Genomic DNA, 23,524 nt, shown 5'->3' with positions numbered 1-23,524 from the left:
GTTTTTTTTTTTGAATAAATTAGCTAGAAAGGGCTGATATCTAAATGAAAAAAGTACGTAAAGCAATAATACCAGCAGCAGGACTAGGAACAAGATTCTTACCAGCTACTAAAGCTATGCCAAAGGAAATGCTTCCAATAGTAGATAAACCGACGATTCAATATATTATTGAAGAGGCTGTAGCATCTGGAATCGAGGATATTATTATTGTTACCGGAAAAGGGAAACGAGCAATTGAAGATCACTTCGATAACGCGTTTGAGCTGGAAAACAATTTAATGGAGAAAAATAAATTTGAATTATTGGAGAAAGTCCAAGCACCTTCCAAAGTAGATATTCACTATATCAGACAGAAAGATCCAAAGGGATTAGGCCATGCGGTTTGGTGTGCAAGAAAATTCATTGGTAATGAACCATTTGCCGTATTGTTAGGTGATGATATCGTCCAAGCAGAAACACCTTGCTTAAAACAGTTAATGAATGAATATGATAAAACCTTATCTTCTGTCATCGGTGTACAAACAGTTCCTGAAGAAGAAACTCATCGTTATGGAATTGTCGATCCAAGTAACCAAAATGGGCGACGCTATGAAGTAACTAACTTTGTCGAAAAGCCTGCAAAGGGTACAACTCCATCCAACTTGGCAATCATGGGCAGATACATTTTTACACCTGAAATATTTATGTTCTTGGAAAAACAAGAACTAGGAGCAGGCGGAGAAATTCAGCTGACTGATGCGATTCAAAAATTAAATGAAATTCAACGAGTATTTGCTTATGATTTTGAGGGAAAACGATTTGACGTAGGGGAGAAGCTAGGATTTATCCAAACGACAATTGAGTTTGCTTTGAATGATATAACTCTAAAAAATGATGTTTTAGAGTTTATAGAGAACCTACTAGAAAAACAAAAGATATAAGAATAATAAGAGTAAGGGAGGAGCCAATTTGAAAGCTGTAGCAGTTGAGCAGAGCGTGGCATCATCGAAACATTTATTAACCGCTGAACAAGTAAATTCTAATTTAAGCTATTTAAGAATGAAAAGATTGATAGACATAATTGGATCACTATTTGGACTTGTTTTTCTGTCACCCATTTTTTTGATCGTAGCTATTTTAATAAAAATAGAAGACCCAAAAGGACCTGTGTTTTTTAAGCAAATTCGAATTGGAAAAGATGAATCTGAGTTTCATATGTATAAATTCCGATCGATGGTCTCAGATGCGGAAGAGCGGTTAAAAGAGTTATTAGTATTAAATGAAGCTTCAGGGGCAATGTTTAAGATGAAGGATGATCCTAGAATTACAAGAATCGGGAAATTTATTCGGAGAACAAGTATTGATGAATTACCACAGCTATGGAACGTATTTAAAGGAGAAATGAGCCTGGTAGGACCAAGACCCCCGGTTCTGCGTGAAGTAGATGAATATTCTTCATATGATAAACAGAGATTGCTTGTTACCCCAGGATGTACTGGATTATGGCAAGTTAGTGGAAGAAGCAATCTCCCTTTTAACATGATGGTTGAGCTTGACCTTAAATATATAGAGCAACGTACCATATATTTTGATATGAAAATTATTTTTAAAACATTATTTGTTTTATTTGGTTCTAAAGGTGCCTATTAAGAGTATAAGTAAATCTATGGATTGGATGGGAATTAAACACCACTTTCTTTAATTTGGTTCAATATATAGAAGTAGAATGAAAAATTGTAGGCTTGAAATTTATTATATTAAGCTTATTTGACAGATGTAAAAGTGAGTTTAAAATATACTTGCTCTTTATGTAAAGCATAAGAATTTAATTATAAAAGGTGGTCTGGTAATTGAAAAACATACTCTTACTCTGCGAAGCATATGGTGGTGGTGTTAAAACTTATATTGATGCTATCACTTTAAATGAAGAGCGGTTTCCTAAGTGTCAATTTAATGTTCTTGTTAGTTCAAAACGTAATGAAACCGGGTCAAAAATCAATAGGGACTTTATTATCGATGACAATTTATCGTTTGGTAAATCACCACTTAAATTAATAAGAGCGATAAATAAAATTCATAGTGTGGTTAAAAAAAATAATATTAATATTATCCATTCTAATAGTACATTTTCTGGACTTCTTATTTATATCTATTCTTTCTTTAATCGCCGAATCACATTTATTTATACGCCTCATGGGTATTACTCACTTAAATCTATGAATAAGTTTAAAAAAAAAATTATAAGATTTGTTGAGAAAAAAATAAATCATGTTTCTCATAATGTGATTCATGTTTCCAATAGTGAGGAAAATGAAGCTATTAAACATCAGATTGTATCCGAAGAAAAATCTATGGTTATATTTAATGGAGTAGAGGATCCCGATAGGGATTATAATAAGAAAAATCTAAAAGAAACATTTAAAATTGTTAATTTGGCTAGAGTAGATGATCAAAAAAATCCCTTTGAATTTATTGAAATTGCTAAACAAATTATTGATGAGGGTGTAAATGTAGAATTTATATGGGCAGGTAATGGTGAATTTTTAGAAGATGCAAGAAAAAAAATCAAAGAATATAATATGGAAGAAAAAATAAGATTCATTGGGTTTTCCAATCAGAAAAATGATATCTTATCTCAAGCTGATTTATATTTTTCCACTTCATACTACGAAGGCTTACCGTTTTCAGTAGTAGAAGCAATGTCTTATAAATTACCACTTATTTTAAGTAATATTGTAGGCCATAGCGATTTGGTAGATCAAGAAAAAAATGGAATTTTATTCGAGCTAAATGATAGGACATCGGTTATCCACTTTATACAAAGTATGATTAGTGATAGAGAGAAGTGGAATTATCTATCCAGTAATTCATATGAACGCTATAAAAAACATTTTAGTTTAGACATAATGCTACAAAGTTTGTCGGAAGTCTATGAAAATGATGAGCATAAATATTAATTTTGTAAGGGTCTTTACTTTCTACTTTACAAATTAAAATAAAATGCAAATGATAAGATTAAAAACATAGTTTGAAAATAGTAAAATCAAATATTTATTGTCCCTCGTAATATAAAGGGACTTTTTTTAAAAGTCCCTTTATAATAAATACTTTAGTAACTAATAACATGGATGTTGTTAGTTTTCCACTTACAATAAAATTTTTTGATGATCCATTAAGGAGTCAAATATGTTCATATATATTATTTTAGGAATTGTTCTTTTGTTCTTTTGGTTATTTAATTTACCCTTCTTGACAGTAAAACGAGGAGAGATTGTTTATATAAAATGCATAAATTGGCTATTTATTTCTTGCGTATTTATATTTTTGTTTTTTTTATCTTATATGAGGGGAATCAATGTAGGGACAGACTATTACCTTTATTATAATTTTTTCAATAAATTAATGTACAAAGAGTATTTTGACCTAGGCATAAGATCTATTTATGATATAGCAAATTATTTTAATGATTTTAGAATAATAACATTAATTGCAACTTTAGTTTTCTTATTGATCTTTTATTATTTACAAAATAAATATTCATATTCAGTTGCTAATTTTATATACATGTTCGTAATCTCTTTCCTGTTTTTCTTCTTTTTAAATGGACTTCGTCAAGCAATAGCAATAGCAATACTATGGATTGGTTTATTATCATTATCTGAAAATAAAAATACTAAAAGAGAAATGTTTTTCTTTTTTTTAATTGTAGTTATTGCTGCGCAATTTCATATAAGTGCTGTAATGGGATTCTTCTTTTTAGTAGTTAAAAAATTAAAAATTAATGCCAGAACATTAACTATTGGATTTTTGGTAGTAACTTTCAGTTTCTTTACAGATATCTTAAAAGATTTTATTGGAAGTTTACTAATGAATATAGAATTTTATACAGAGAAATATTCTTACGATACAGACTTTTTCTTTAGAGTAAATAAAGAAAAAGGTATTATCCAGTTCATCCCGATATTAATGCAGTTTAGCTTCTTTTTTGTTTGGTTAAAGTGGAAGAAATTAAAGGGGATAAAAGGTAACTATATTATTGAAAATTATTATTATTTGTATTTATTATTTTATGCTGCTTCGGGAATTGAGGCAATAGACAGATTTCAGTTATATCTCTACCCTTCTATTGTGTTCTTTTATGATATGGTCCTCTTTTTAATAATTAAAAGTTGTAATACTAAAAAAGAGCTTTTACTTGCATGGGGTTCTTCTGCTATAATTGTCTTTTTTTGGTTAGCATATTATTTACTTCGAATTTTTCAAAATACTAATGGTATAGTTCCATATTCATTCTGGTCTATGTAGTGAATAAAGAAAAGGAAAAAGTGTATATAGATTAGTTTGTCGGAGGTAGAAATATTTAAAAGGATTTTTTCTGAAAGTACTTAGAAAAAAACTTCTCTAAAAAGTTATTAACCTAATAATACAATTGATTGAAGTGGAGAAACTTACTTTATGAATTCAGAATAAGGAATGCTTTTCTAAATCATATAAATATTATAGAAAAAAGTTTATTATGCAAAAGATAAATTTTATTAGACTTAATGATTGAAGAGTAAGTAACTAAAGTATATAAATTCACATTAAAAGGATGTATATATTATGAAAGAGTTTTCTCCAACTTCTGTAATAGTACCTTGTTATAATAGTTCTAAAACAATTGGAAGAGCATTAAATTCAATATTAAATCAAACGATGTCTGTTAAAGAAGTTATTATAATTGATGACAATAGTAAAGATAATACAGGAGTAAATGTATTAGAATACAAAGAATTATTTAAAATTAACAATATTAATTTTAAGGTGATTACAAATAAAAATAATAAAGGGGCTGGATATAGTAGAACTATTGGAATCAAAGAAGCTAAAAATAAATATATTGCATTTTTGGATTCTGATGATATATGGCATCCTCAAAGGATAGAAATACAAACAAATATAATGGAACAAAATAGGGATATCTTTATTATTGGTGGTTATCAGAAAGTATTAAACTATGATGATCCTAATGAAGTTAGTTCTTATCTAAATAGTGAAATTTGTGATGTTAAGTTTAAATACATTAATAAGAAAAAGGCTTTATTTAAGAGTCCAACACAAACATCTGTTGTGTTTACAAGAAATGATACTTTTTTAATTTTTGAAAATGGAAAAAGGTATTCAGAAGATTTTCTTTTATGGCTAAATATACTTTTTAAAGGACATAAAATGATCCAAGTTGATAATTATTTAGCTGCATCATTTAAGGCTAATTTTGGTGAAAGTGGACTTAGTTCTAACCTTTTATTAATGGAGAAAAATGAAATAGACTCTATCTTAAGGATAAGAAAAATGTATAAAAAAGGTATAGGAGATGAACTCATATTCATGGGGGCGATTAACTTTAGCCTTTTAAAATTCCTAAGAAGAATAATTATTGTTTTATCTAAAAAAAAATAAACATTATAAGGGTAAATTAAATAAATACGATTAGGCATGGAGTGTAAGGAAAAGAAAATAACTTTAAAAGTGATGTGGCATTTGATATGAAAAAAATATTAGTATTGGGATACTTAAATAAGAATTTGGGTGACGATTTGTTTTTTAAAATCTTATTTGAGAGATATAAAAAAGTGGAATGGTATTTTGTAGATGTAGATGAACAACACATTTCTCCTTTTATAAATTTAAATGTAAACTCAATCTCTAATAAAGATTTTCTATTGAGTTTTTACAAGTATGATGGCCTTGTTAATATAGGTGGTTCTATTTTTATACAAAATAAAAGATGGTTACTTCAATTTATAAAAAGATTATATTATACAATCCCATTAAAATTATTAAGAAAAAAAGTAATAATAATTGGTGCTAATTTCGGACCTTTTAAAGGCAAACTATTTAAAAATATATATGCTTCTTATTTTAAACTCATAGATTTTGTCTCTTTCCGAGATAAAAAAAGTTTTCTTTTATTTAAGGGAAATAAAAAAGTAAATAAGGCATCAGATATTGTTTTTTCCTTGAAAATTAAAAAGAATAATAACATTAAAAATGTAATTGGAATATCATTAATGGACTTTAGTTGGCGTGAAGGTTCAAAAGAAAATCATGATAATTATTTAAAGTCTATGATTAATTTGACGGATTGGCTCTTAAAGAGAGATTATAGTGTGAAACTCTTTTCTTTTTGCGAAAATGAGGGTGATCATGCTATTTCAAGGATTCTAATAGATAAATTTAAGGATAAAAATATTTCCTCGATAGACTATAATGGTGACATAGATAGGTTTCTTGAAGAGTATTCGATGGTAAGTGGGCATGTATGTTTGAGATTCCATTCGGTTATTCTCTCTATACTACTAAGTATTCCTTTCTATCCAATAATTTATAGTGGGAAGACTTTAAATCTTCTAGAGGACTTATATAGTGATACAGATTTTGTTAATGTAAAAGAAATCCATAAATTAAATCCAGAAAATATAATGGAAAACTTATTTCTAAAAGATATTAATTTAGAAGGAATAATTAAAGACTCGAATAATCATTTCAAACTACTTGATAATTTCTTAGGAGAAAAAAGAATTGGAGAAAAATAATCTTACTTCACAATTTCTAATGACAATATGTAGCACCTTATTACTTCAATTTTTTCTCCTTTATCAGAATGTAATAGCTGCTTCAAATTTTGGAATTAGTTATAAAATGGATGCATATAATATTTCCTTTAATATAACAACCTTCATTTTTAGCTTTTTTGCTGTTTCAGTCACTACAATTTTAGTTCCAGCATTAATAAAGGACAACAATTCAAAAGGAGTAAATACTTTCATTACAGTATTTGGTGTTTTGGTTTTGTTTGTTGTTCTTTTAATTGTTGTAGGAGGTAATAAGGTAACACATATTTTTGGACAGAACACTCTCGTGAGCACTTTACTAATTATATTATCCTGTGGATATTTATTTAGAGCATTCACAGGAATTTTTATAGCCATTTTTCAAGTGAATCATAGTTTTGTCCTTCCTAAAATGGTACAGGCAGGATCTGCTATGGTAGTTGTATTATTTTTAATCATAAAAGAAGACCAAAGTATTATATACTATAGCATTGTAATATCGTTTGGTTTTTTTATGGAATTTATTTTACAGGTAGTCTTCTTGAAAATTAAAAAAATAAAATATTCTTATAAGATAACATTTGATTTAAAAAATAATGAATTTAAAAATATGGTTATTAATTTTTTTCCGCTTTTTTTTAGTACCGCTTTATTTCAAGTCACTATATTAATAAATATTTTTATTGCAACAAAATTAGGAACAGGAAGTGTTTCACTCTTGACATATAGCACTCAGTTATATGGCATGGTTAATTCTCTATTAGTTGTCAACTTGCTTGCTATAATGTTTCCAAAATTGGTCAGATTAATTTCAAATAATAAAAAAGAGTCAAAAAAAACGTTAGAAAAATATATTATACTTTTAATAACAATAATGATTTATATTTTAACTGAATTTATTATACATGGTCGAGATATGATTGCAATTTTGTTTGAAAGAGGTTTATTTGATACCAACGTAACTAATTCCGTGTACAACCTTTCGTTACTATATTTTATTCTTTTACCTATAGGAGCGGTAAGAGATTTATTTTATAGATACTTTTACGGAGATAATGATACTAAAACTCCATTCAGAAATAGTATTTTAATTTCTATTATTAACATTTTTCTTAGTATAATTTTGTCAGTTTACTTTGGAATCTTTGGTATTGTTCTAGGTACCGTTTTATCTGGAACGCTATCAATGTTCCTTATTTATTTAAGGTTTAGGAAAAAGTATAACGTGCAATTAAATGTTAAAGGAATCATAATCGAATTATTAAAACTACTTTTTGCTATGGTTATTGTGGGCTTATTAATGAAACAATTATTAATGTTAGAATTAGAGAACTTATTGCTAATTCCTATATCTACCATTATCTTCTTTTTAACCCTCTATCTTCTAAAAGGCAAGGTATTTAGTATAAGAATATAATATTTGGAATTTTCACTCTTGCTTTTGTTACTCTACAATGCTCCTTAATCTAGTTAAATAATGGAAATTACTAATATATTTGTGCCCAAATGTTTCATAAAGCGTATTTTAATAATTGGATAAGTCAATTCTTGACCTTGAAATTGAAAGTTATTTGGAGATTTTCTTCAAGAGTTTTTCCCATAAGAGCTAGATCTCCACGAAATATGAAAATACATATGTAAATGTATTTTTCGAAATAAATAATTTTACTAGTGTAGTTTAAGGGGGGGTATTGTGGATCGTAGAAACTTCTTAATGGAATCGATGTTTTGGTTAGTATCTTTTATTTTGGGATATACATCTAGAAGTTTAAAAGTGGATTCGACCACGGTTATGGATAGCGATAGAAGTTCAGATGAAATAAATGAAATGTCAAAGAAAAATAGCGATTTTATAGATGTAGTTGATGACTTTAATGCTGACCCAACAGGTGTAAAAGACAGTACAATAGCTATCCAAAACGCTTTAAATAGTGCTAAATTACTTGTAATAAATAATAGTTTTACAAAGTTGGCTCAAGTTATCTTTCCTGCTGGAAGGTATAAAATTAAATCTCAAATAATAGGTTCACAGTTCGTCAAAATAAAAGCGGTAGGTTTGGTTATATTTGAAACTAGTGTTTATAATGATGCAGCATTTTGGTTTAGTCCATTAAAAGATGATCCCACATATACAACTCTTATTAAAAAGCAGCAATGGTTTAGAGCACCCTTTATAAATGGAATTGATGGTGGTTTTATTTTTGTTAACAAACTAAATAAAAAAACATCTAATTCAACTGCAATAGAGTTTGGTTCTAGAACAGATTTATCTGGAAAGCCGTTTGCTCGTTATTCTGCTTGTGATATTGCAGTTGAGAATTATAATATAGGTTTTAAATTTAATCATTTCAATAACTATATTTCATCCTTTGAACGCGTTCATTTAGAAGGAAATAATATTAATGTCAGTTTTGGAGTAGATGACCAAAACGTAGTTAATTCTGGTGAGAATATACACTTTTCTGATTCTATTTTTGCTGGGGCTGATTCAGCTTTTGAGTGGCTTAGTGATGGTTTTGATTTAAGGCTTGTTAACTGTTCTACTGACTTTTTACAACGAGTATTCTATATGAAACGTGGTTGGAGAAACATTACATTTTTCGGTGGGCATATTGAAGCGATTGGAACCAGATATCACGACAATATTATGAAAGGAGGTATTGCAGTCTATGATGTTACCAATACTAAAGATGAGATAGTTCATCTTTCTATTATTGGTACGTCTGCTTTACTAAGAAGATTTTCTATGTTCCGTTGTTCAATATCTTCAAAACTAAGGATTTCTTTAGATAACTTTCAATATAGAAGTACTGACTTGGAAACAAATGCTAGCGTGGCGTGGTTAGCTGATGATGAAGTTATAGTTGATAAAAAGAATATTTTCTTTCAGGGTGAAGGTATCTTACCTTCAAGACAGGTTAATGAAATTGCAAACTCTACGTTTAAAAATGATACAAATACTTCTGGATCTGACATGATTTCATCACCACCTGTTGGATATTCACTATCTAGGAAGTACTCTGTTTCAAATAAAGTGGTATCAACTGTAGGTTATAATCATGGAAAAGCAGTTGAATTTATCTCTTATAACAAATTAGCATATGTTAAACTAACTACTACTGAATTTAGAAATGTAAAAGCTGGTCAGACAGTTATTGCCTCATGTGCTTTAATGACAAAAGATGTTACAAAAGCCAATATTAAAGTTAGGATTATCTTTTATGATAGTGATGATAGGTTACTATATTCAAGTAAGTTAGAGATTATAAACAAAGGGTTCAAAAATGGAATATGGAACTATCCTATTAGACCACATATTGAAGTTGCACCACCAGGATGTGCAAAATATAAAGTTGAGTTTGTATTAGGAAATTGTAATGGCGTTTTTGGATATATGTCAGGATTATTCTCGACTGTGTGTGAATAATATAAACAAGGTATGATAATAATTTTTTAAATTAGAATAAATTCTCTGGTACTCCTCCTTGTAAAGTATATATTTAACAGAATATATTTATATATCTTTAAAGTTATACAAAGGAAAAAAGTTCTTTGTTTATCAGTTCTATTTAAAACTTATGGTGATTAGATAGTTTTAATAATTTTCTAACTAAGGAGAAGTTATGAAAACAAAACACAGTCTCGATTTGTCCTTTCTTTCAAATGAAATAAAATTATTACTTGAACTAATGAAAGTGGAAGAGAAAAAATCATTTGATAATGTATTGATAAGGGATATTAATTGGAATCATTTTCTCCAATTAGCAATGTATCATCGTGTGTATCCATTGATTTACCACACATTAATTAGGAGTGATGAAAAGAACATTCCTAAATACGTTATTCAAACATTAAAACAAGAATACAAAAAAAATACTTTTCAAATGCTGCATTTAAGTGGAGAAATGGAACTTTTAAGTGAATTATTTACCGATAATAAAATTCCTATCCTTTTTTTAAAAGGGCCGATAATTGCTTCAGATCTTTATGGCGACATTTCATTAAGAACCTCTAAGGACTTAGATATTTTAATACCTATAACAAAATTAGAATATGCTGAAGAACTACTTTTAAATTTTGGCTATAAAAGAGAGGAGGAGACCTCTTTATTAAATGAGCTGAAATGGAGAGGACACCACATAACATATATCCATACCCAAAAGAATATCGAACTCGAAATTCATTGGAGACTACACCCAATTCCTTCGAAAGAACCATCCTTTAACGAATTATGGGACCAAAGAAGAGTGAGTAAAACAAGTTATCCAATCTATTTTTTAGGGGAAGAGCATTTGTTTTTATATCTTGTATCTCATGGTGCTCGGCATGGTTGGTTCCGCCTACGGTGGTTGAAAGATATCGACCAGATGTTAAGTAGAGATTTCAATATAGTTAATGCTAATATCCTTATGAAAACGTACGAGAGTCAACATATGGTAGGGCAAGCTCTTATTTTAGTTTCAGAGCTACTAAAAACTCCTCTCAATGAGGATATGAAGATAATAACAGAAGGAAGTCTGCCAAGAAAATTGGCAGACAGTGCATTATACTTCATCAAAGAAATGGAGCCTTTACATATTCTCGCTTCAACTAATAAATTTAGACGTTATCTTTTTTTATTAAAGCCATCAATTGTGCAAAAGGTTATCCATTTTATAATATTGTTTTATCCTAGCTCTAGTGATGTCAAGACCTTGAGATTGCCTAAGTATCTCAACTTCCTGTATTTTCCACTGCGTCCTTTTTTGTCCATATGTAGAATGGTAAGGAAAACCCCTTAGGAAGTCTATTCAGTGAAAGAAGTAAGAAATTAAAAAGTCCTCAAAAATTAGAAAATTTATAAGCTTGGATAACTATTTCAAAAAAGATTCCCATAGTAAAATGGAGGCCTCCATTGACTTCTCATTCATATATGACTTGGTGAAAGATATGTATTCAGAGGTAGGACGCCCAAGTATTGATCCAGTTATTTTGGTTAAACTTGCATTCATTCGATATACCTTCGGTATTCGTTACATGCGTAAAACAATTGAAGAAGTTGAAACAAATATGGCTCACCGTTGGTTTATAGGTTACGGTTTCCACGATAAAGTGCCTCACTTCTCAACATTCGGCAAAAATTATGAACGACGCTTTAAAGATACTGACCTGTTTGAACAGATTTTCTATCGCATCTTAATGACAGCTTCCGAAAGAAAGTTAATAAGTGCAAAGCATGTATTCGTTGATTCCACTCATGTGAAAGCCAGTGCAAATAAGCGAAAGTTCGTAAAGAAAGTCGTTCGCAAGGAAACACGAGCGTATCAAGAACGACTTCAAGAAGAAATAAATCAAGATCGTGAAAACCATGGAAAGATACCTCTTCCACCAGATAAATTTGATATGGAAGAAACCCAAAGAGATTAAAGAAAGTACAACAGATCCTGAGAGTGGTTACTATGTGAAAGATGAACGGACAAAACAGTTTGCCAATTCATTTCACACGGCTGTAGACCTCAACGGTTTTGTGCTAGGGACGTTTATCACTTGGAAATACGCATGATAGCCATATGTTAGAGCCACTGGTTGAACAAGTGATTGGGAAAGTTGGAAAGCCTGAAGCCATTTTTGCCACAGATGCAGCTTATAAAACTCCAGTCATTACAAGCTACCTTTTTGACAAAGAAATCATACCGGCTTTACCCTATACACGGCCTCGAACAAAAGAAGGATTATTCCGCAAACATGAGTATGTTTACGATGAGCATTTTGATTGTTACCTTTGCCCATCGGGCGAGATTTTTAAGTGCTCAACAACGAATAAAGAGGGCTATTGCGAGTACAAAGCACCAAAACACATTTGTAAGATATGTCCATTTTTTATCACAGTGCACAGAAAGCAAAGACCACAAATTGGTGACGCGCCATATCTGGCAAGAAAATATGGAAGAATCAGATCACCTGCGTCATCATCAAGATGTAAAACCTATCTATGCGAAACGCAAGGAAACGATTGAGCGTGTATTCGCAGATGCAAAAGAAAAGCATGGTATGCGTTGGACTACTTTAAGGGGACTTAAAAAATTGTCGATACAGGCGATGCTTACTTTCGTTGCCGTGAATTTAAAGAAGATGACCAATTGGACATGGCAAGGTCCAAAAATGGCCTAACATAGAGGCTCGTAGAGACCCAAGCTCTTAATCTTGAGTAAAATTCCAAGAAAATATCAAAAGGGGTTCGGAATTAAAACATTCCTAACCCCTTTTGTCTACAAACTGAAGGAACTACTTGAGTAGTTTCTTCTATTTAGCAAGTTGTTTCAGATTTACTCGAGTTCGAAAAGTTTATATCGATAAGTTCGTTATTATATACTTCTGATTGAACTCTTACCTTTAAGGACTAACGGATTCTCTTAAATGAAAGTATTAAACTATATTGTTCCTATGGAGAAATCCAATGTAGAAGTAGAAATAAACTAAATTACTTTGATCAAAAAAACGATTATATTTCAAATTTGAAACAGGGTAATCAAATAGTTCCAGACATAAAATATCAATTAAAAATTGGAAGATTCCTTAACACTTTATAGGACTTTTTATTCAGGTGGAAAAGTTATTGACATAGGAATAAATAGGTGGTATTTTTAACTTATGAAATTCGTTATTAAGAACATGATATTTGTAAAAAGGAACTGCAGAAGTTAAACAGGGAAAACGTTCCATAAAAGATAGTGAATTAGAAAAAAATTAAATTGATGTACAATGTCTGAATTTTTCCTTTTGAATGAAACAATTAAACATTTGTTATTAAACTATAGTGAGATCTTATTAAATAGATAAATTACTAGAAAGTAAAGACCTAAAGACATCATCTTAAAGTAACCTCATGTTATAGGTTAACGAAGAAAGGAGGAATATTTATGCCTCTATTTCTAATGAAAGAAATATGGACACCTTTAAAATTAGTTGGGGTGAGGTTTTTCAAGTCAGATGATAGAAGTATTTTCATCAAGGTTTTTAACCAACATCGAAGGAAAATCATGTAATTTATTTACATAACAAAACAAGCAGGGGGAAAACATGAGTGCTATTGCCGGTATTTATCATTTTAATGAAGAGTCTATAAATCTTCAACAATGCCATAATTTGATGTCGGCTTTACAAAAGTACCCTGCTGATTCGATCCAAATGTGGCATTCGGAAAAGATTTTCCTTGGTTGTCATGCTCAATGGATCACGCCGGAATCTGTTGGAGAGCAGCTCCCATTTTATGATTTTGAAAGGCAATGTACCATTACTGCTGATGCAATTATAGATAATCGTGATGAGTTATTTGAGAGGTTACAAGTTAAGTCATCCGCTCAAAAGGACATGACGGATAGTGAACTGATTCTCCTTTCCTACTATAAGTGGGAGGAAGATGCGCCCAAATTTTTAGTAGGGGATTTTGCTTTTGTCATTTGGGACGAAAAGAAACAGAAGTTGTTTGGGGCAAGGGATTTTTCAGGGAGCAGGACTCTTTATTATCACCAAAACTATCAGAAGTTTGCATTTTGCACGACTATGGATCCACTTTTGTCATTACCTTTTATTGAAAAAAAGTTGAATGAGCAGTGGCTTGCTGAGTATTTGGCAGTATCGGGAATGATTGATGCAGTAGATTCTTCATTAACGCCGTATACAACCATAAATCAGATACCACCATCCCATAGCTTAACAATAGAGAATAATAGGGTAACTTTAAAACGATATTCCTATTTAACTCAGGGGGATAAGTTAAAACTTAAATCTAATGAAGATTACATAGAAGCATTTCAAAGTGTCTTCCAGGAAGCTGTTACATCTAGATTAAGGACACATCGGAAAGTTGGCGCCCAGTTGAGTGGTGGGTTGGATTCTGGGGCTGTTGTTGGCTTTGCTGTGAATAAATTGCAGCGGGAAAGCACTGCACTACATACATATAGTTATATTCCTCCCGAAGATTTTAAAGATTTTACGCCTACATACTTTTTGGCGGATGAGCGCCCTTTCATCAAATCGACGGTAGGACATGTTGGTGGCATTATTGATCATTATTGTGACTTTAAGGGGAAAGACTCCTATTCTGAAATGGAAGACTTTCTTGACACCATGGAGATGCCATATAAGTTTTTTGAAAATTCTTTCTGGTTGAAAGGGATGTTTGAAAAGGCGAATGAGGATGACATAGGTGTGTTGCTTAATGGGGATAGAGGGAACTTTTCAATCTCTTGGGGATTCCCATTAGAGTATTACTCGCTCCTATTAAAAAGATTAAAATGGGTTCGACTTTACCAAGAGTTGGACCAACATAGTAGAAATGTTGGCGGATCTAGATTGCGAAAGATGAAAGCTATTGCTAGAATCGGCTTTCCAATAATTGAGCGGATTTTTCCGGAAGGTGCACCATATAAAATTCCTTCCTTAATCAATCCAAGATTTGCAGAAGAAATAGGCGTGTATGACAAATTTAAAGAATTCGGCATGGATGAAACAGGCTGGTATTCGAATTCTGATATTTTTAATGAAAGAAAAAAGCATTTTGAAGATATCTTTCAATGGAATGCAGGGAATACGCTTTCCACAAAGCTCTCCTTACGATACAAGTTGTGGAAGCGAGATCCGACGAATGATATCCGTGTTATTCGCTTTTGTTTATCACTTCCGGAAAGTCAATATGTACAAGATGGCATGGATCGTGCCCTGATCAGAAATGCTACAGTGAATTTCTTACCCGATAAAGTAAGGCTTAACCAAAGATACAGGGGTGTGCAAGGAGTTGATTGGATACACCGTATGCTTCCTAAATGGGGTGAATTCATAGAGGAGATAGAGCAGCTTAGCACAGATGATAAAGCTCTTGAATTCCTGGATGGTCAAGCGATAAAGAATGCACTAGTTACGATAAAAAAAGGAACGGGACCAGAGCTTGCTACAAATCCTGAACATAAATTCCTAATGCGAAGTTTAATCGTGTATCGGTTTTTAAAACAATTCAATTAAAAGGAGGTGAATACTATGAAAAAGGAATGGAAAAAACCTGAATTAGAAATTCTTGATGTTAATCAAACGATGCTTGGAACTGATGGTGAATACACAGATGCTGCTTTCCCATCACATACTCCTAAAGGTGATATAACTTTTAGTTAACCTTTTTTTGCGCAACAAAGTCTGTTAGGATTCCCCTAAGCCCCTATTCCAGTTAATAGGGGTATGACTTCAATAACAAAGTATTAAACATTAGGACCAGCTAATGAAGAGACGTTATTTATTGTTCGGGGGTATTTATATGATTGATATCAAAAAAAAGACGGTTTATGAAGCGTATGGTTTAACAATTTCAAGTGAAATACCTTTGCCTGAATTGCTTCCTATTAATGTAGAGGATGATAAAACGGATATTGTTATCGAAAAAGCTGATTTACATACATTATGGTCTGAGCGATCAGTTCCAGATGATGATTTTGTCATTAAGAAAGACTGGATCATGTTCCATGTTTCTAAGACGGCCATTTTCTTGATTCAAAGTGGAAATAGAATAGTATTTTCCCCAATTGATGCGGCACAGGAAGATGAAATTCGACTTTATCTCCTTGGGACCTGTATGGGGGCCATATTGATGCAAAGAAAGATTCTTCCTATACACGGAAGTGCGGTAGCCATAGATGGAAAGGCATATGCGATTGTTGGTGATTCTGGTGCTGGGAAATCCACTCTTGCTTCAGCTTTTTTAAAAAGGGGCTATAAGCTCATGAGTGATGATGTCATACCAGTAACTCTTAATCATGAGAATATACCAATTGTAACACCTTCATATCCTCAACAAAAGTTATGGTTGGAAAGCTTAAATCATTTTGAAATGGATTCAAATAACTATCAGCCACTCATTGTTAGAGAAGATAAATTTGCTGTTCCTGTTCAAAGTCAGTTTTTTTCTGAACCACTCCCGCTTGCTGGTGTATTTGAATTGATCAAGGGAGAAGATTCAGAGATAGATATTAAGCCTATACAATCTCTTCAAAGGTTTTATAAGTTGTATCATCATACATACCGTAATTTTTTTATACAAAAGTCTGGATTGATGGACTGGCATTTTAAGACTTCTGCTAGAATGATCAAGAAAATTGAGTTTTTTCAAATAAGCAGACCAACAAATCGTTTTACAGCAACAGACTTATCGGAAATAATTTTACATGTATTAAAAGGGGAGGAAATGGTTCATGAATATTAATCAACTTGATACGAAAATTCTATATAGCCAAAGTCCAGGAAACATAGTAAGTGATATGGATGGGGAAAAAGTGATGTTAAGCGTTTCTAACGGAAAATATTATAATTTAGGTGAGCTGGGCGGAGAAATATGGGAGTTAATGAAGGAACCCATTTCAATTCAAGAGCTAGTTATAACATTACAGTCACAATATAATGTCGATCCAGCCGATTGTATGTCACATGTCACTGGCTTTTTAAATCAATTGTTAGAACAAGGCTTAGTTAGTATCAAATCCTAGTAATGAATCTTTATCTTTAGGCTCTAGGAGGCTAAAAAATGAATATCATAAAGAAAGCTCAGACTTTTCTTCGATTGAATTTTAAGACAAAGTTGCTGTTTATCGAAGCTTTTTTACATTTAGGCAAGGCCCGTTATCTTAAAAGCCTTTCATTTTCAAAGGTTGCCCCAACACTTGGTGAGCAGATGAAAGAGTCATCATATGACTTGAATGCAGCGAATAAAGAGACTTTAGCAAATGTATCGAGGGCTATAAATATTATGAGCCGCTATACCATATGGGAAAGCCAATGTCTTGTTAAAGCTATTGCAGGTATGAAAATGCTGGAGAAACGAAAGATTGATAGTACGCTCTATTTAGGTACAGCTAAAGATGAGAATGGAGGGCTCATTGCACATGCTTGGCTACGCAGTGGACCTTTTTATATAACTGGTTTTGAAGTGATGGATAGGTTCACTGTTGTTTCTAAGTTCTCTAAAAAGAACGATTCTAGGAAGCTGAAGGAACAAGAATCTGGTTAAAGTTTATAATACCCCAGATGTTGAGTATCAATAATGAATGTAAGCATATCCATGAGCCCACGCTTCACCAACCCCACACATACTCATTTATATCTTCATCTTCAATGTGAATTAATATTAGAAAAGTGGATACCCAATACCTTTCCTTCCATTTTCGCTCTTTACCACAATACAATATGGTGCCACCGGGTAACATGGAGGAAAACGATTAAATAGGGCCTGCGAATGGAGGACATGATTATGAAGCATCTCTTACTTTTTACCAAACGAATACATGATTATTCTGGGAAAATTCTATATATCAATCTTATTTGTATGATTTTAATAGGTTTTTTAGAAGGTGTAGGAATTTTCTTATTGATCCCATTGATTGGATTGACCGGTGTAATGGATATAAAAACGGATGAAGTTCCTTTCTTAAGCTGGGTTAATGAATTATTCTTAGGAATCCCGGAAACGCTCAGTCTTATATTAATACTTGGAGTTTACGTGATATTAATGGTAGGACAAAGTGTATTTAAGCGGAATCAAACAATCCTGGGAGTGAAAATCCAACAGGGTTTTGTTAGAAAGTTAAGGGATGAGGCGTATGGCAGTCTGCTGCAAGTGAATTGGGGGTTTTACCTAAAAAAGAGGAAAACCGATATTATCAACATCATGACAAATGAAACCTTCAATGTAAGTGCAGGGATAAATTTATTTTTACAGTTTATAGCCTCCCTTATATTTACTTTCATTCAAATCGGTATAGCATTTTATTTATCTGTTCCAATGACGAGCTTTATAATAGCCTTTGGGTTGATCCTTATTTTTTCGTCCCGGAAATTTGTGAAAAAGTCTCAGTCTATAGGAAAGGAAACCTTTCAGTTAACACAAACATATTTAGCGGGTATGACAGATCACCTTAACGGAATGAAAGATATCAAAAGTAATTCACTAGAGGAATCTCATTTGAATTGGTTTCTTTCTTTAAGTGAAAGAATGGAAAAAAACAGAATCAAGTTAACGACGTTAAATACAACTTCCCAAATGATCTTCAAAATCGTATCTTCACTTTTAATTGCCATTTTTGTGTTTTTTTCGATAAAGATGTTCATGGCCCAGCCAGCACAATTAATGCTGATCATGGTTATTTTCTCAAGGTTATGGCCAAGGTTCACTAGCATTCAATCTAATTTAGAGCAAATAGGATCTACGCTTCCATCTTTTAAAGCATTGTCGGATTTACAAAACGAATGTAGAGTTGCGAGAGAGTTATATGAATCCGATTATAAAAATATCAAGCCTATTGAAATTAAACGAGGGTTAGATTGTCGTAATGTGTATTTTAGTTATGATCAAAGTGAGAGTACGTATGCCCTTAAAAATATAAACGTACACATTCCCTCTAACCGGATGACGGCTATTGTAGGGCGATCGGGTGCCGGAAAAAGCACCTTAATAGATATTTTAATGGGGTTAAATCAACCTAATAAGGGTGAAGTCAGAATAGATGATAATCCCCTTACAAATGACCGCTTATTATCGTTGCGGAGGTCCATAAGTTATATTCCACAGGATCCATTTCTCTTTAATGCAACAATAAGGGAAAATTTGCTGATCATTGACCCTGATGCAAGTGATGAATCCATATGGGAGTCTTTGGAATTTGCTGCAGCCGCGGATTTTGTCAGAAAGCTTCCTCAAGGCTTGGATACTCTCATAGGTGATCGAGGTGTCCGCCTGTCAGGAGGAGAAAGGCAGCGTCTAGTACTGGCCAGAGCGATTCTGCGCAAACCAGCCATCCTTGTTTTGGATGAAGCAACAAGTGCACTGGATACCGCGAACGAAGCAAAGATTCAATCCGCTATTGAAAGATTAAAAGGGAAAATGACCATCATTGTAATAGCTCATCGATTATCGACGATTCGCAATGCCGATCAAGTGTTGGTCATGGATCAGGGAGAAATTATTCAGGTCGGTGAATATAACCAATTAGCGAGTGAAAAAAGAGGGATGTTTAGCAATTTATTAGGGATCCAAATGGAATCAAGTGTGTAAACTCTAAAATATATAATAAACAGTCAGGTTACAGCCATATTATGGTTTGTAATGCTGGCTTTTTTTCTTAGGGAAAATTAATTAAAACTGAATCATTTTATTACTAGTAAAGCCAATTGATTCGAAATATTCTTCCGGTATAGGAAATATAAGTTAATTATAGGGATATATCTCTATTGTTTTTATAAAAGTGTTTTAAAGAAAGCACATTTTACCTGAGTTTATATATTGCAATGTCACTTTTTGAAGAATAATGTGGAAAAATGACATAAAAAAACGAATAATATTATGAGCAATTGTTACGTTTTTAAGTATAATTAATATTAATATAGTATTAAAGTAGGGGAATTTTTTTTGAGGACATGATGGCTGAGCGCCATGAAAACAGAGAATCAAAAAGTCTTTTTCAATAGATTTAAATAAAGGATTAATATATTCTTGAGAAAAGCAAACCTATTGAAAAGTAGGGACGCAAAATTACAGGTCTAAGGCTATGCTAAGACGGCTGTGTTACCACAAATGGGGCGGGATTTGTCATGAAAGCGAAAAATGAATTAGAAGAATGGGTTTATTTAATTTTAGAGGCTAAAAATTTAGGATTATCCATTGAAGATGTGCGGGAGTTCATCTTAGGTAATAGAGATAAAAAGTTCATAATGAGTTAATAAATATTTACTTTATGGAAGACTGATATTCAGTCTTTTTTTTTATGGACTTTTTTACCAAAAACATATGAAAGGGTATCCTGAACAATGAATCATGGACACAATAATAAAATCAACTTAAATGAGAGGGATTTTTATTATGGATGGACCTGCAAATATTATGATGGGAATCATATGGGGAACTTTATTCAGTCTGCCCTTATGGTTGTCATTTTTCGGTTGGATAAAAATTATAATGAACTTTATAAGATAAGAAATTAAAGACTCGGAATAAAAAGATACACTCATTGGTGATCGAGGAGTTCGACTGTCAGGAGGAGAAATACAGCGCGGGTTTAATATTAGGAAAATGGGGTTTTAGGCATCACACAAAGACGGTTGTTTTTGTGTGATGCCTGCCATATCCTTCAAATATCAGTTGGGTAAGCCCCACTAAAACAGGCTATACAGCGACTGCTAGTTTCTCCAAGATCTACATCTACTGCCTCTAATAACCCTTCGGTGCTTAAAAAGGCTAATGAATCTGCCCCGATAACCTGTCCCATCGCTCGTTCGTGTTCGTGTTTGTTGGCAAATAGTTCTTCCTTAGTTGGCATATCCACTCCATAAAAACAAGGGTTTCTAACCATAGGTGAACTAATTCTTACATGGACTTCCTTGGCACCTGCTTGCCGAATCAATTGGACAATGCGCTTGCTTGTCGTTCCCCTAACAATCGAATCATCGACTAATACCACCCTTTTTCCTTCCAAAATTTCTTGCACAGCGCTTAATTTCAGTCGAACAGCTAAGTCGCGCAATTCTTGCGTGGGCTCAATGAATGAACGACCAGCATAAGGGTTTTTAATAATCCCCATTTCATATGGAATTCCTGATTGTTGGGAGAAACCAATGGCGGCAGGGACGCTTGATTCGGGAACTGCAACGACGACATCAGCCTGTGTCGGATGTTCTTTTGCCAGAATTTGACCTAATTCCTTTCGGATTGCTAAGACACTTCTTCCTTGAATGACGCTATCTGGACGGGCAAAATAGACAAATTCAAAGGAGCAAAGGGAAACCTTTCCTTTTTCCGCAAATCTTCCAGTTTGAATTCCATTTTCATCTATAAGAAGCCATTCACCCGGTTCAACTTCCCGCCAGAACTTAGCATCAACTGCATTTAAAGCGCATGTTTCTGAGGAGGCGATGATTGATTCGCCAATTTTCCCAAGGCTAAGCGGACGTAACCCATGACGATCCAAGGCGATTAGTATTTGTTTTTCAGTCATTATAATCAAGGCAAATGAACCGTCGATACGTTTAAGCATATCAGGTGCGGCTTGGGCGAAATGCTTTTTACTTGAACGAGCTATTAAGTGAGCAATTATTTCAGTATCGGTTGTTGTTTGAAAGATGCTTCCCTGCTGTTGTAACACATCCCGTTCTATCCTTGCATTTACGAGGTTGCCATTATGAGCAACAGCCAAGTCCCCCTCGCTATATTTAAAAACGAGGGGTTGTGCGTTTTGCAGTAAACTTTCACCAGAAGTTGAATATCGTACATGGCCAATGGCCATATTTCCGCTTAGTCCATCAAGGATGTCCCGTGAAAATACTTGGGTTACTAATCCCATTCCCCTGTGACTCCTGAATGATTTTCCATCACTAGCCACAATTCCTGCACTCTCCTGACCACGGTGTTGAAGTGAATGAAGTCCGTAATAAGTTAATTCGGCTGCTTTGGGGTGATTAAACACCCCAAATACCCCGCATTTCTCCTGCATTTCTGAATTCATTTTTTCTCTTCCTCTCGTTGATATCATTTTTGTTATTTTTTGCAAAGGGTGATTTTCTATCCTTTTTATTTACTAATCGGTAAATGGATATGGTTTGAACAAATTGCAGCCCAAAAAACAGTTCTATGAACAGGTAGGGATAATTGCTTTGCATTAAGAATGAATACCTAGGAATAAAAGACTTGTTGGTAGAATGGAATATTTTAATTAAGGTACTTTGTATGATAAACTATATAGTTAATAATACCTAAATGTTTTTGGTTGTATGCCGATATAACTATAGAGATCAAGCGAAGGGACTTCGCGGAAGGCGATGTCAGATAGCTGCCATCAAAATAAAAGGAGATTATTTGATGACAAAAAACAAATTCATTACGTTCGAGGAAGTTTATGAAAAGAAACAGAGAAGCAAGAAAATTTTTATCGGGGCTTATATTTCCATTACTTTAGTATTGATTTCATTGATGACTTATTTAATGGGGCAATAATAGCGGGTATCGAAGGGGCTGAGGAATCGCCCCTTTTTTTGTTTTTTTTCATTTGGATCTTACACCAAATGAACTGCATGTATTCAACTGCTGATTTTAATATTCCGTCAGTTATGAACTTTTTGTGATCATTTCTTTAAAAATTCAGATTTTACCCTTTTGTAGATTAATTCCGCTTGCCAATCACCACTTTATATGTGATTATCAAATAAAAAGAGCTATATTCCTTATTTTTGAAAAAAAGGATTAGGACAACAGTATGAAGTGGTGGCTCAATGATATTGGAGTGGAACATTCAAATGGATTTTTTTGATATTTTAAAAGACACTTTTGCCAAGGGAGAGTCTGGGCAGGATGTTACTGTAAATGAACTTGTGGACGAGATTAAGGAAAAATTAAGCGGGATCATGGAAGAACCTGATAGTATATGATCCGTAGATACTACGTCCCGGGTTTGCTCGTTTTATGGGCGATGGTCATCTTCTTTTTTTCCTCGCAAACGTATGAGGAGCAAAGCATTTCCCCTTTATTAGCGCAGTTCAATACGCCGTATTGGTATGATAGATTAAGCGGCATTTCATTCATGTATGGTGGCGTTGAAGTGAGTGCCCAAACAGCAGGGGTGAATGGTTTTCTGGAGTTTTTCCTTCGGAAGGGTGCCCATCTTTTTATCTTTTTTGTGTTTGGATTATTGACATATGGTGTTTGGCGCCGTTTTGTGAAGAATCCTGTTCTTTCGTTTCCAGGCGCTTTTTTATGCATCCTTTTTTATGCGAGTGCTGACGAGCTGCATCAAAAACTAACGGGTGGCCGAACTCCCTTGTGGCAGGATGTCATGCTGGACACGTTTGGCGGTTTGCTGGGAATTTTCTTTTTTCTTTTCTTTTATCGATGGAGAAGTCCTAGAATCTGAGAGATCATTTCACATAAACTTAAGGGGCATGTCTAACAA

General features: G+C 32.9%; 20 protein-coding genes, 1 pseudogene and 1 riboswitch. Of the genes and pseudogenes, 20 read left to right on the top strand and 1 reads right to left on the bottom strand.

What is annotated here, in order from left to right; genetic code table 11:
• Positions 1 to 44 precede the first annotated feature (44 nt).
• From galU to ACFX4L_RS06540, 17 genes and pseudogenes are all read left to right on the top strand, one after another.
• The gene (galU, locus tag ACFX4L_RS06620) at positions 45 to 920 is read left to right on the top strand and encodes a UTP--glucose-1-phosphate uridylyltransferase GalU (protein WP_377404330.1); all 876 of its coding nucleotides are present in this window, start codon (positions 45 to 47) and stop codon (positions 918 to 920) included.
• A 55-nt stretch (positions 921 to 975) separates the two neighbouring features.
• Entirely contained in the window at positions 976 to 1,629 is a 654-nt protein-coding gene (locus ACFX4L_RS06615; RefSeq protein ID WP_377404400.1) for a sugar transferase, read from the top strand.
• A gap of 200 nt (positions 1,630 to 1,829) precedes the next feature.
• On the top strand, positions 1,830 to 2,936 hold the full coding sequence (locus ACFX4L_RS06610) for a glycosyltransferase (protein WP_377404327.1): 1,107 nt from the start codon (positions 1,830 to 1,832) through the stop codon (positions 2,934 to 2,936).
• A gap of 229 nt (positions 2,937 to 3,165) precedes the next feature.
• A complete protein-coding gene (locus tag ACFX4L_RS06605) occupies positions 3,166 to 4,284 on the top strand; it encodes an EpsG family protein (protein ID WP_377404324.1) in 1,119 nt (372 codons plus the stop codon).
• A gap of 297 nt (positions 4,285 to 4,581) precedes the next feature.
• Entirely contained in the window at positions 4,582 to 5,418 is an 837-nt protein-coding gene (locus ACFX4L_RS06600; RefSeq protein ID WP_377404321.1) for a glycosyltransferase family 2 protein, read from the top strand.
• 86 nt (positions 5,419 to 5,504) lie between these two features.
• A complete protein-coding gene (locus tag ACFX4L_RS06595; RefSeq protein WP_377404318.1) occupies positions 5,505 to 6,554 on the top strand; it encodes a polysaccharide pyruvyl transferase family protein in 1,050 nt (349 codons plus the stop codon).
• Positions 6,541 to 7,989 carry a murein biosynthesis integral membrane protein MurJ gene (gene murJ, locus ACFX4L_RS06590; RefSeq protein WP_377404315.1) on the top strand — a complete coding sequence of 483 codons (1,449 nt, stop codon included), beginning with the start codon at positions 6,541 to 6,543 and terminating at the stop codon, positions 7,987 to 7,989. The genes ACFX4L_RS06595 and murJ overlap by 14 nt, the downstream gene beginning before the upstream one ends.
• A 276-nt stretch (positions 7,990 to 8,265) precedes the next feature.
• The gene (locus ACFX4L_RS06585; protein ID WP_377404312.1) at positions 8,266 to 9,999 is read left to right on the top strand and encodes a glycosyl hydrolase family 28-related protein; all 1,734 of its coding nucleotides are present in this window, start codon (positions 8,266 to 8,268) and stop codon (positions 9,997 to 9,999) included.
• Between the two features lie 196 nt (positions 10,000 to 10,195).
• Entirely contained in the window at positions 10,196 to 11,353 is a 1,158-nt protein-coding gene (locus ACFX4L_RS06580) for a nucleotidyltransferase domain-containing protein (protein ID WP_377404309.1), read from the top strand.
• A gap of 46 nt (positions 11,354 to 11,399) precedes the next feature.
• Positions 11,400 to 12,722: pseudogene (locus tag ACFX4L_RS06575) on the top strand (IS1182 family transposase).
• Between the two features lie 909 nt (positions 12,723 to 13,631).
• Positions 13,632 to 15,572, top strand: coding sequence for a lasso peptide isopeptide bond-forming cyclase (locus tag ACFX4L_RS06570; protein ID WP_377404306.1), 1,941 nt, complete (start codon positions 13,632 to 13,634; stop codon positions 15,570 to 15,572).
• A 15-nt stretch (positions 15,573 to 15,587) separates the two neighbouring features.
• Positions 15,588 to 15,719 (top strand): paeninodin family lasso peptide, encoded by a 132-nt coding sequence (locus ACFX4L_RS06565; protein ID WP_141133597.1) that lies wholly within the window; start codon positions 15,588 to 15,590, stop codon positions 15,717 to 15,719.
• A 139-nt stretch (positions 15,720 to 15,858) separates the two neighbouring features.
• The gene (locus ACFX4L_RS06560) at positions 15,859 to 16,800 is read left to right on the top strand and encodes an HPr kinase/phosphorylase (RefSeq protein WP_377404303.1); all 942 of its coding nucleotides are present in this window, start codon (positions 15,859 to 15,861) and stop codon (positions 16,798 to 16,800) included.
• Positions 16,790 to 17,080, top strand: coding sequence for a lasso peptide biosynthesis PqqD family chaperone (locus ACFX4L_RS06555; RefSeq protein WP_377404300.1), 291 nt, complete (start codon positions 16,790 to 16,792; stop codon positions 17,078 to 17,080). The genes ACFX4L_RS06560 and ACFX4L_RS06555 overlap by 11 nt, the downstream gene beginning before the upstream one ends.
• 38 nt (positions 17,081 to 17,118) lie before the next feature.
• The gene (locus tag ACFX4L_RS06550) at positions 17,119 to 17,601 is read left to right on the top strand and encodes a lasso peptide biosynthesis B2 protein (RefSeq protein ID WP_377404297.1); all 483 of its coding nucleotides are present in this window, start codon (positions 17,119 to 17,121) and stop codon (positions 17,599 to 17,601) included.
• A gap of 240 nt (positions 17,602 to 17,841) precedes the next feature.
• On the top strand, positions 17,842 to 19,641 hold the full coding sequence (locus tag ACFX4L_RS06545; RefSeq protein ID WP_377404295.1) for an ABC transporter ATP-binding protein: 1,800 nt from the start codon (positions 17,842 to 17,844) through the stop codon (positions 19,639 to 19,641).
• Between the two features lie 436 nt (positions 19,642 to 20,077).
• A riboswitch (cyclic di-GMP riboswitch) is annotated at positions 20,078 to 20,159 on the top strand.
• A gap of 18 nt (positions 20,160 to 20,177) precedes the next feature.
• A complete protein-coding gene (locus ACFX4L_RS06540) occupies positions 20,178 to 20,306 on the top strand; it encodes an anti-repressor SinI family protein (RefSeq protein ID WP_284470162.1) in 129 nt (42 codons plus the stop codon).
• A gap of 407 nt (positions 20,307 to 20,713) precedes the next feature.
• Here ACFX4L_RS06540 and purF read toward each other — a convergent pair whose 3' ends face one another.
• Complete coding sequence (gene purF / locus ACFX4L_RS06535) at positions 20,714 to 22,084, bottom strand: amidophosphoribosyltransferase (RefSeq protein WP_125162179.1); 1,371 nt, start codon at positions 22,082 to 22,084, stop codon at positions 20,714 to 20,716.
• A gap of 353 nt (positions 22,085 to 22,437) precedes the next feature.
• Between purF and ACFX4L_RS06530 the strand changes: the two genes are divergently transcribed.
• The 3 genes from ACFX4L_RS06530 (at position 22,438) to ACFX4L_RS06520 (ending at position 23,485) form a co-directional block, all read left to right on the top strand.
• Positions 22,438 to 22,572 carry a hypothetical protein gene (locus tag ACFX4L_RS06530; RefSeq protein WP_377404292.1) on the top strand — a complete coding sequence of 45 codons (135 nt, stop codon included), beginning with the start codon at positions 22,438 to 22,440 and terminating at the stop codon, positions 22,570 to 22,572.
• Positions 22,573 to 22,847: 275 nt separating this feature from the next.
• Entirely contained in the window at positions 22,848 to 23,003 is a 156-nt protein-coding gene (locus ACFX4L_RS06525; RefSeq protein WP_377385379.1) for a YwzD family small protein, read from the top strand.
• Entirely contained in the window at positions 23,000 to 23,485 is a 486-nt protein-coding gene (locus tag ACFX4L_RS06520) for a VanZ family protein (protein ID WP_377385382.1), read from the top strand. Before ACFX4L_RS06525 ends, ACFX4L_RS06520 begins: the two co-directional genes overlap by 4 nt.
• Positions 23,486 to 23,524: the final 39 nt, after the last annotated feature.

The sequence above is a fragment of the Peribacillus sp. YIM B13482 genome, assembly GCF_042787975.1.
GTDB classification, from domain to species: Bacteria; Bacillota; Bacilli; order Bacillales; family DSM-1321; genus Peribacillus; species Peribacillus simplex_A.
The sequence above is the reverse complement of the archived record's forward strand: the minus strand, read 5'-3'. Positions and strand labels throughout refer to the sequence as shown.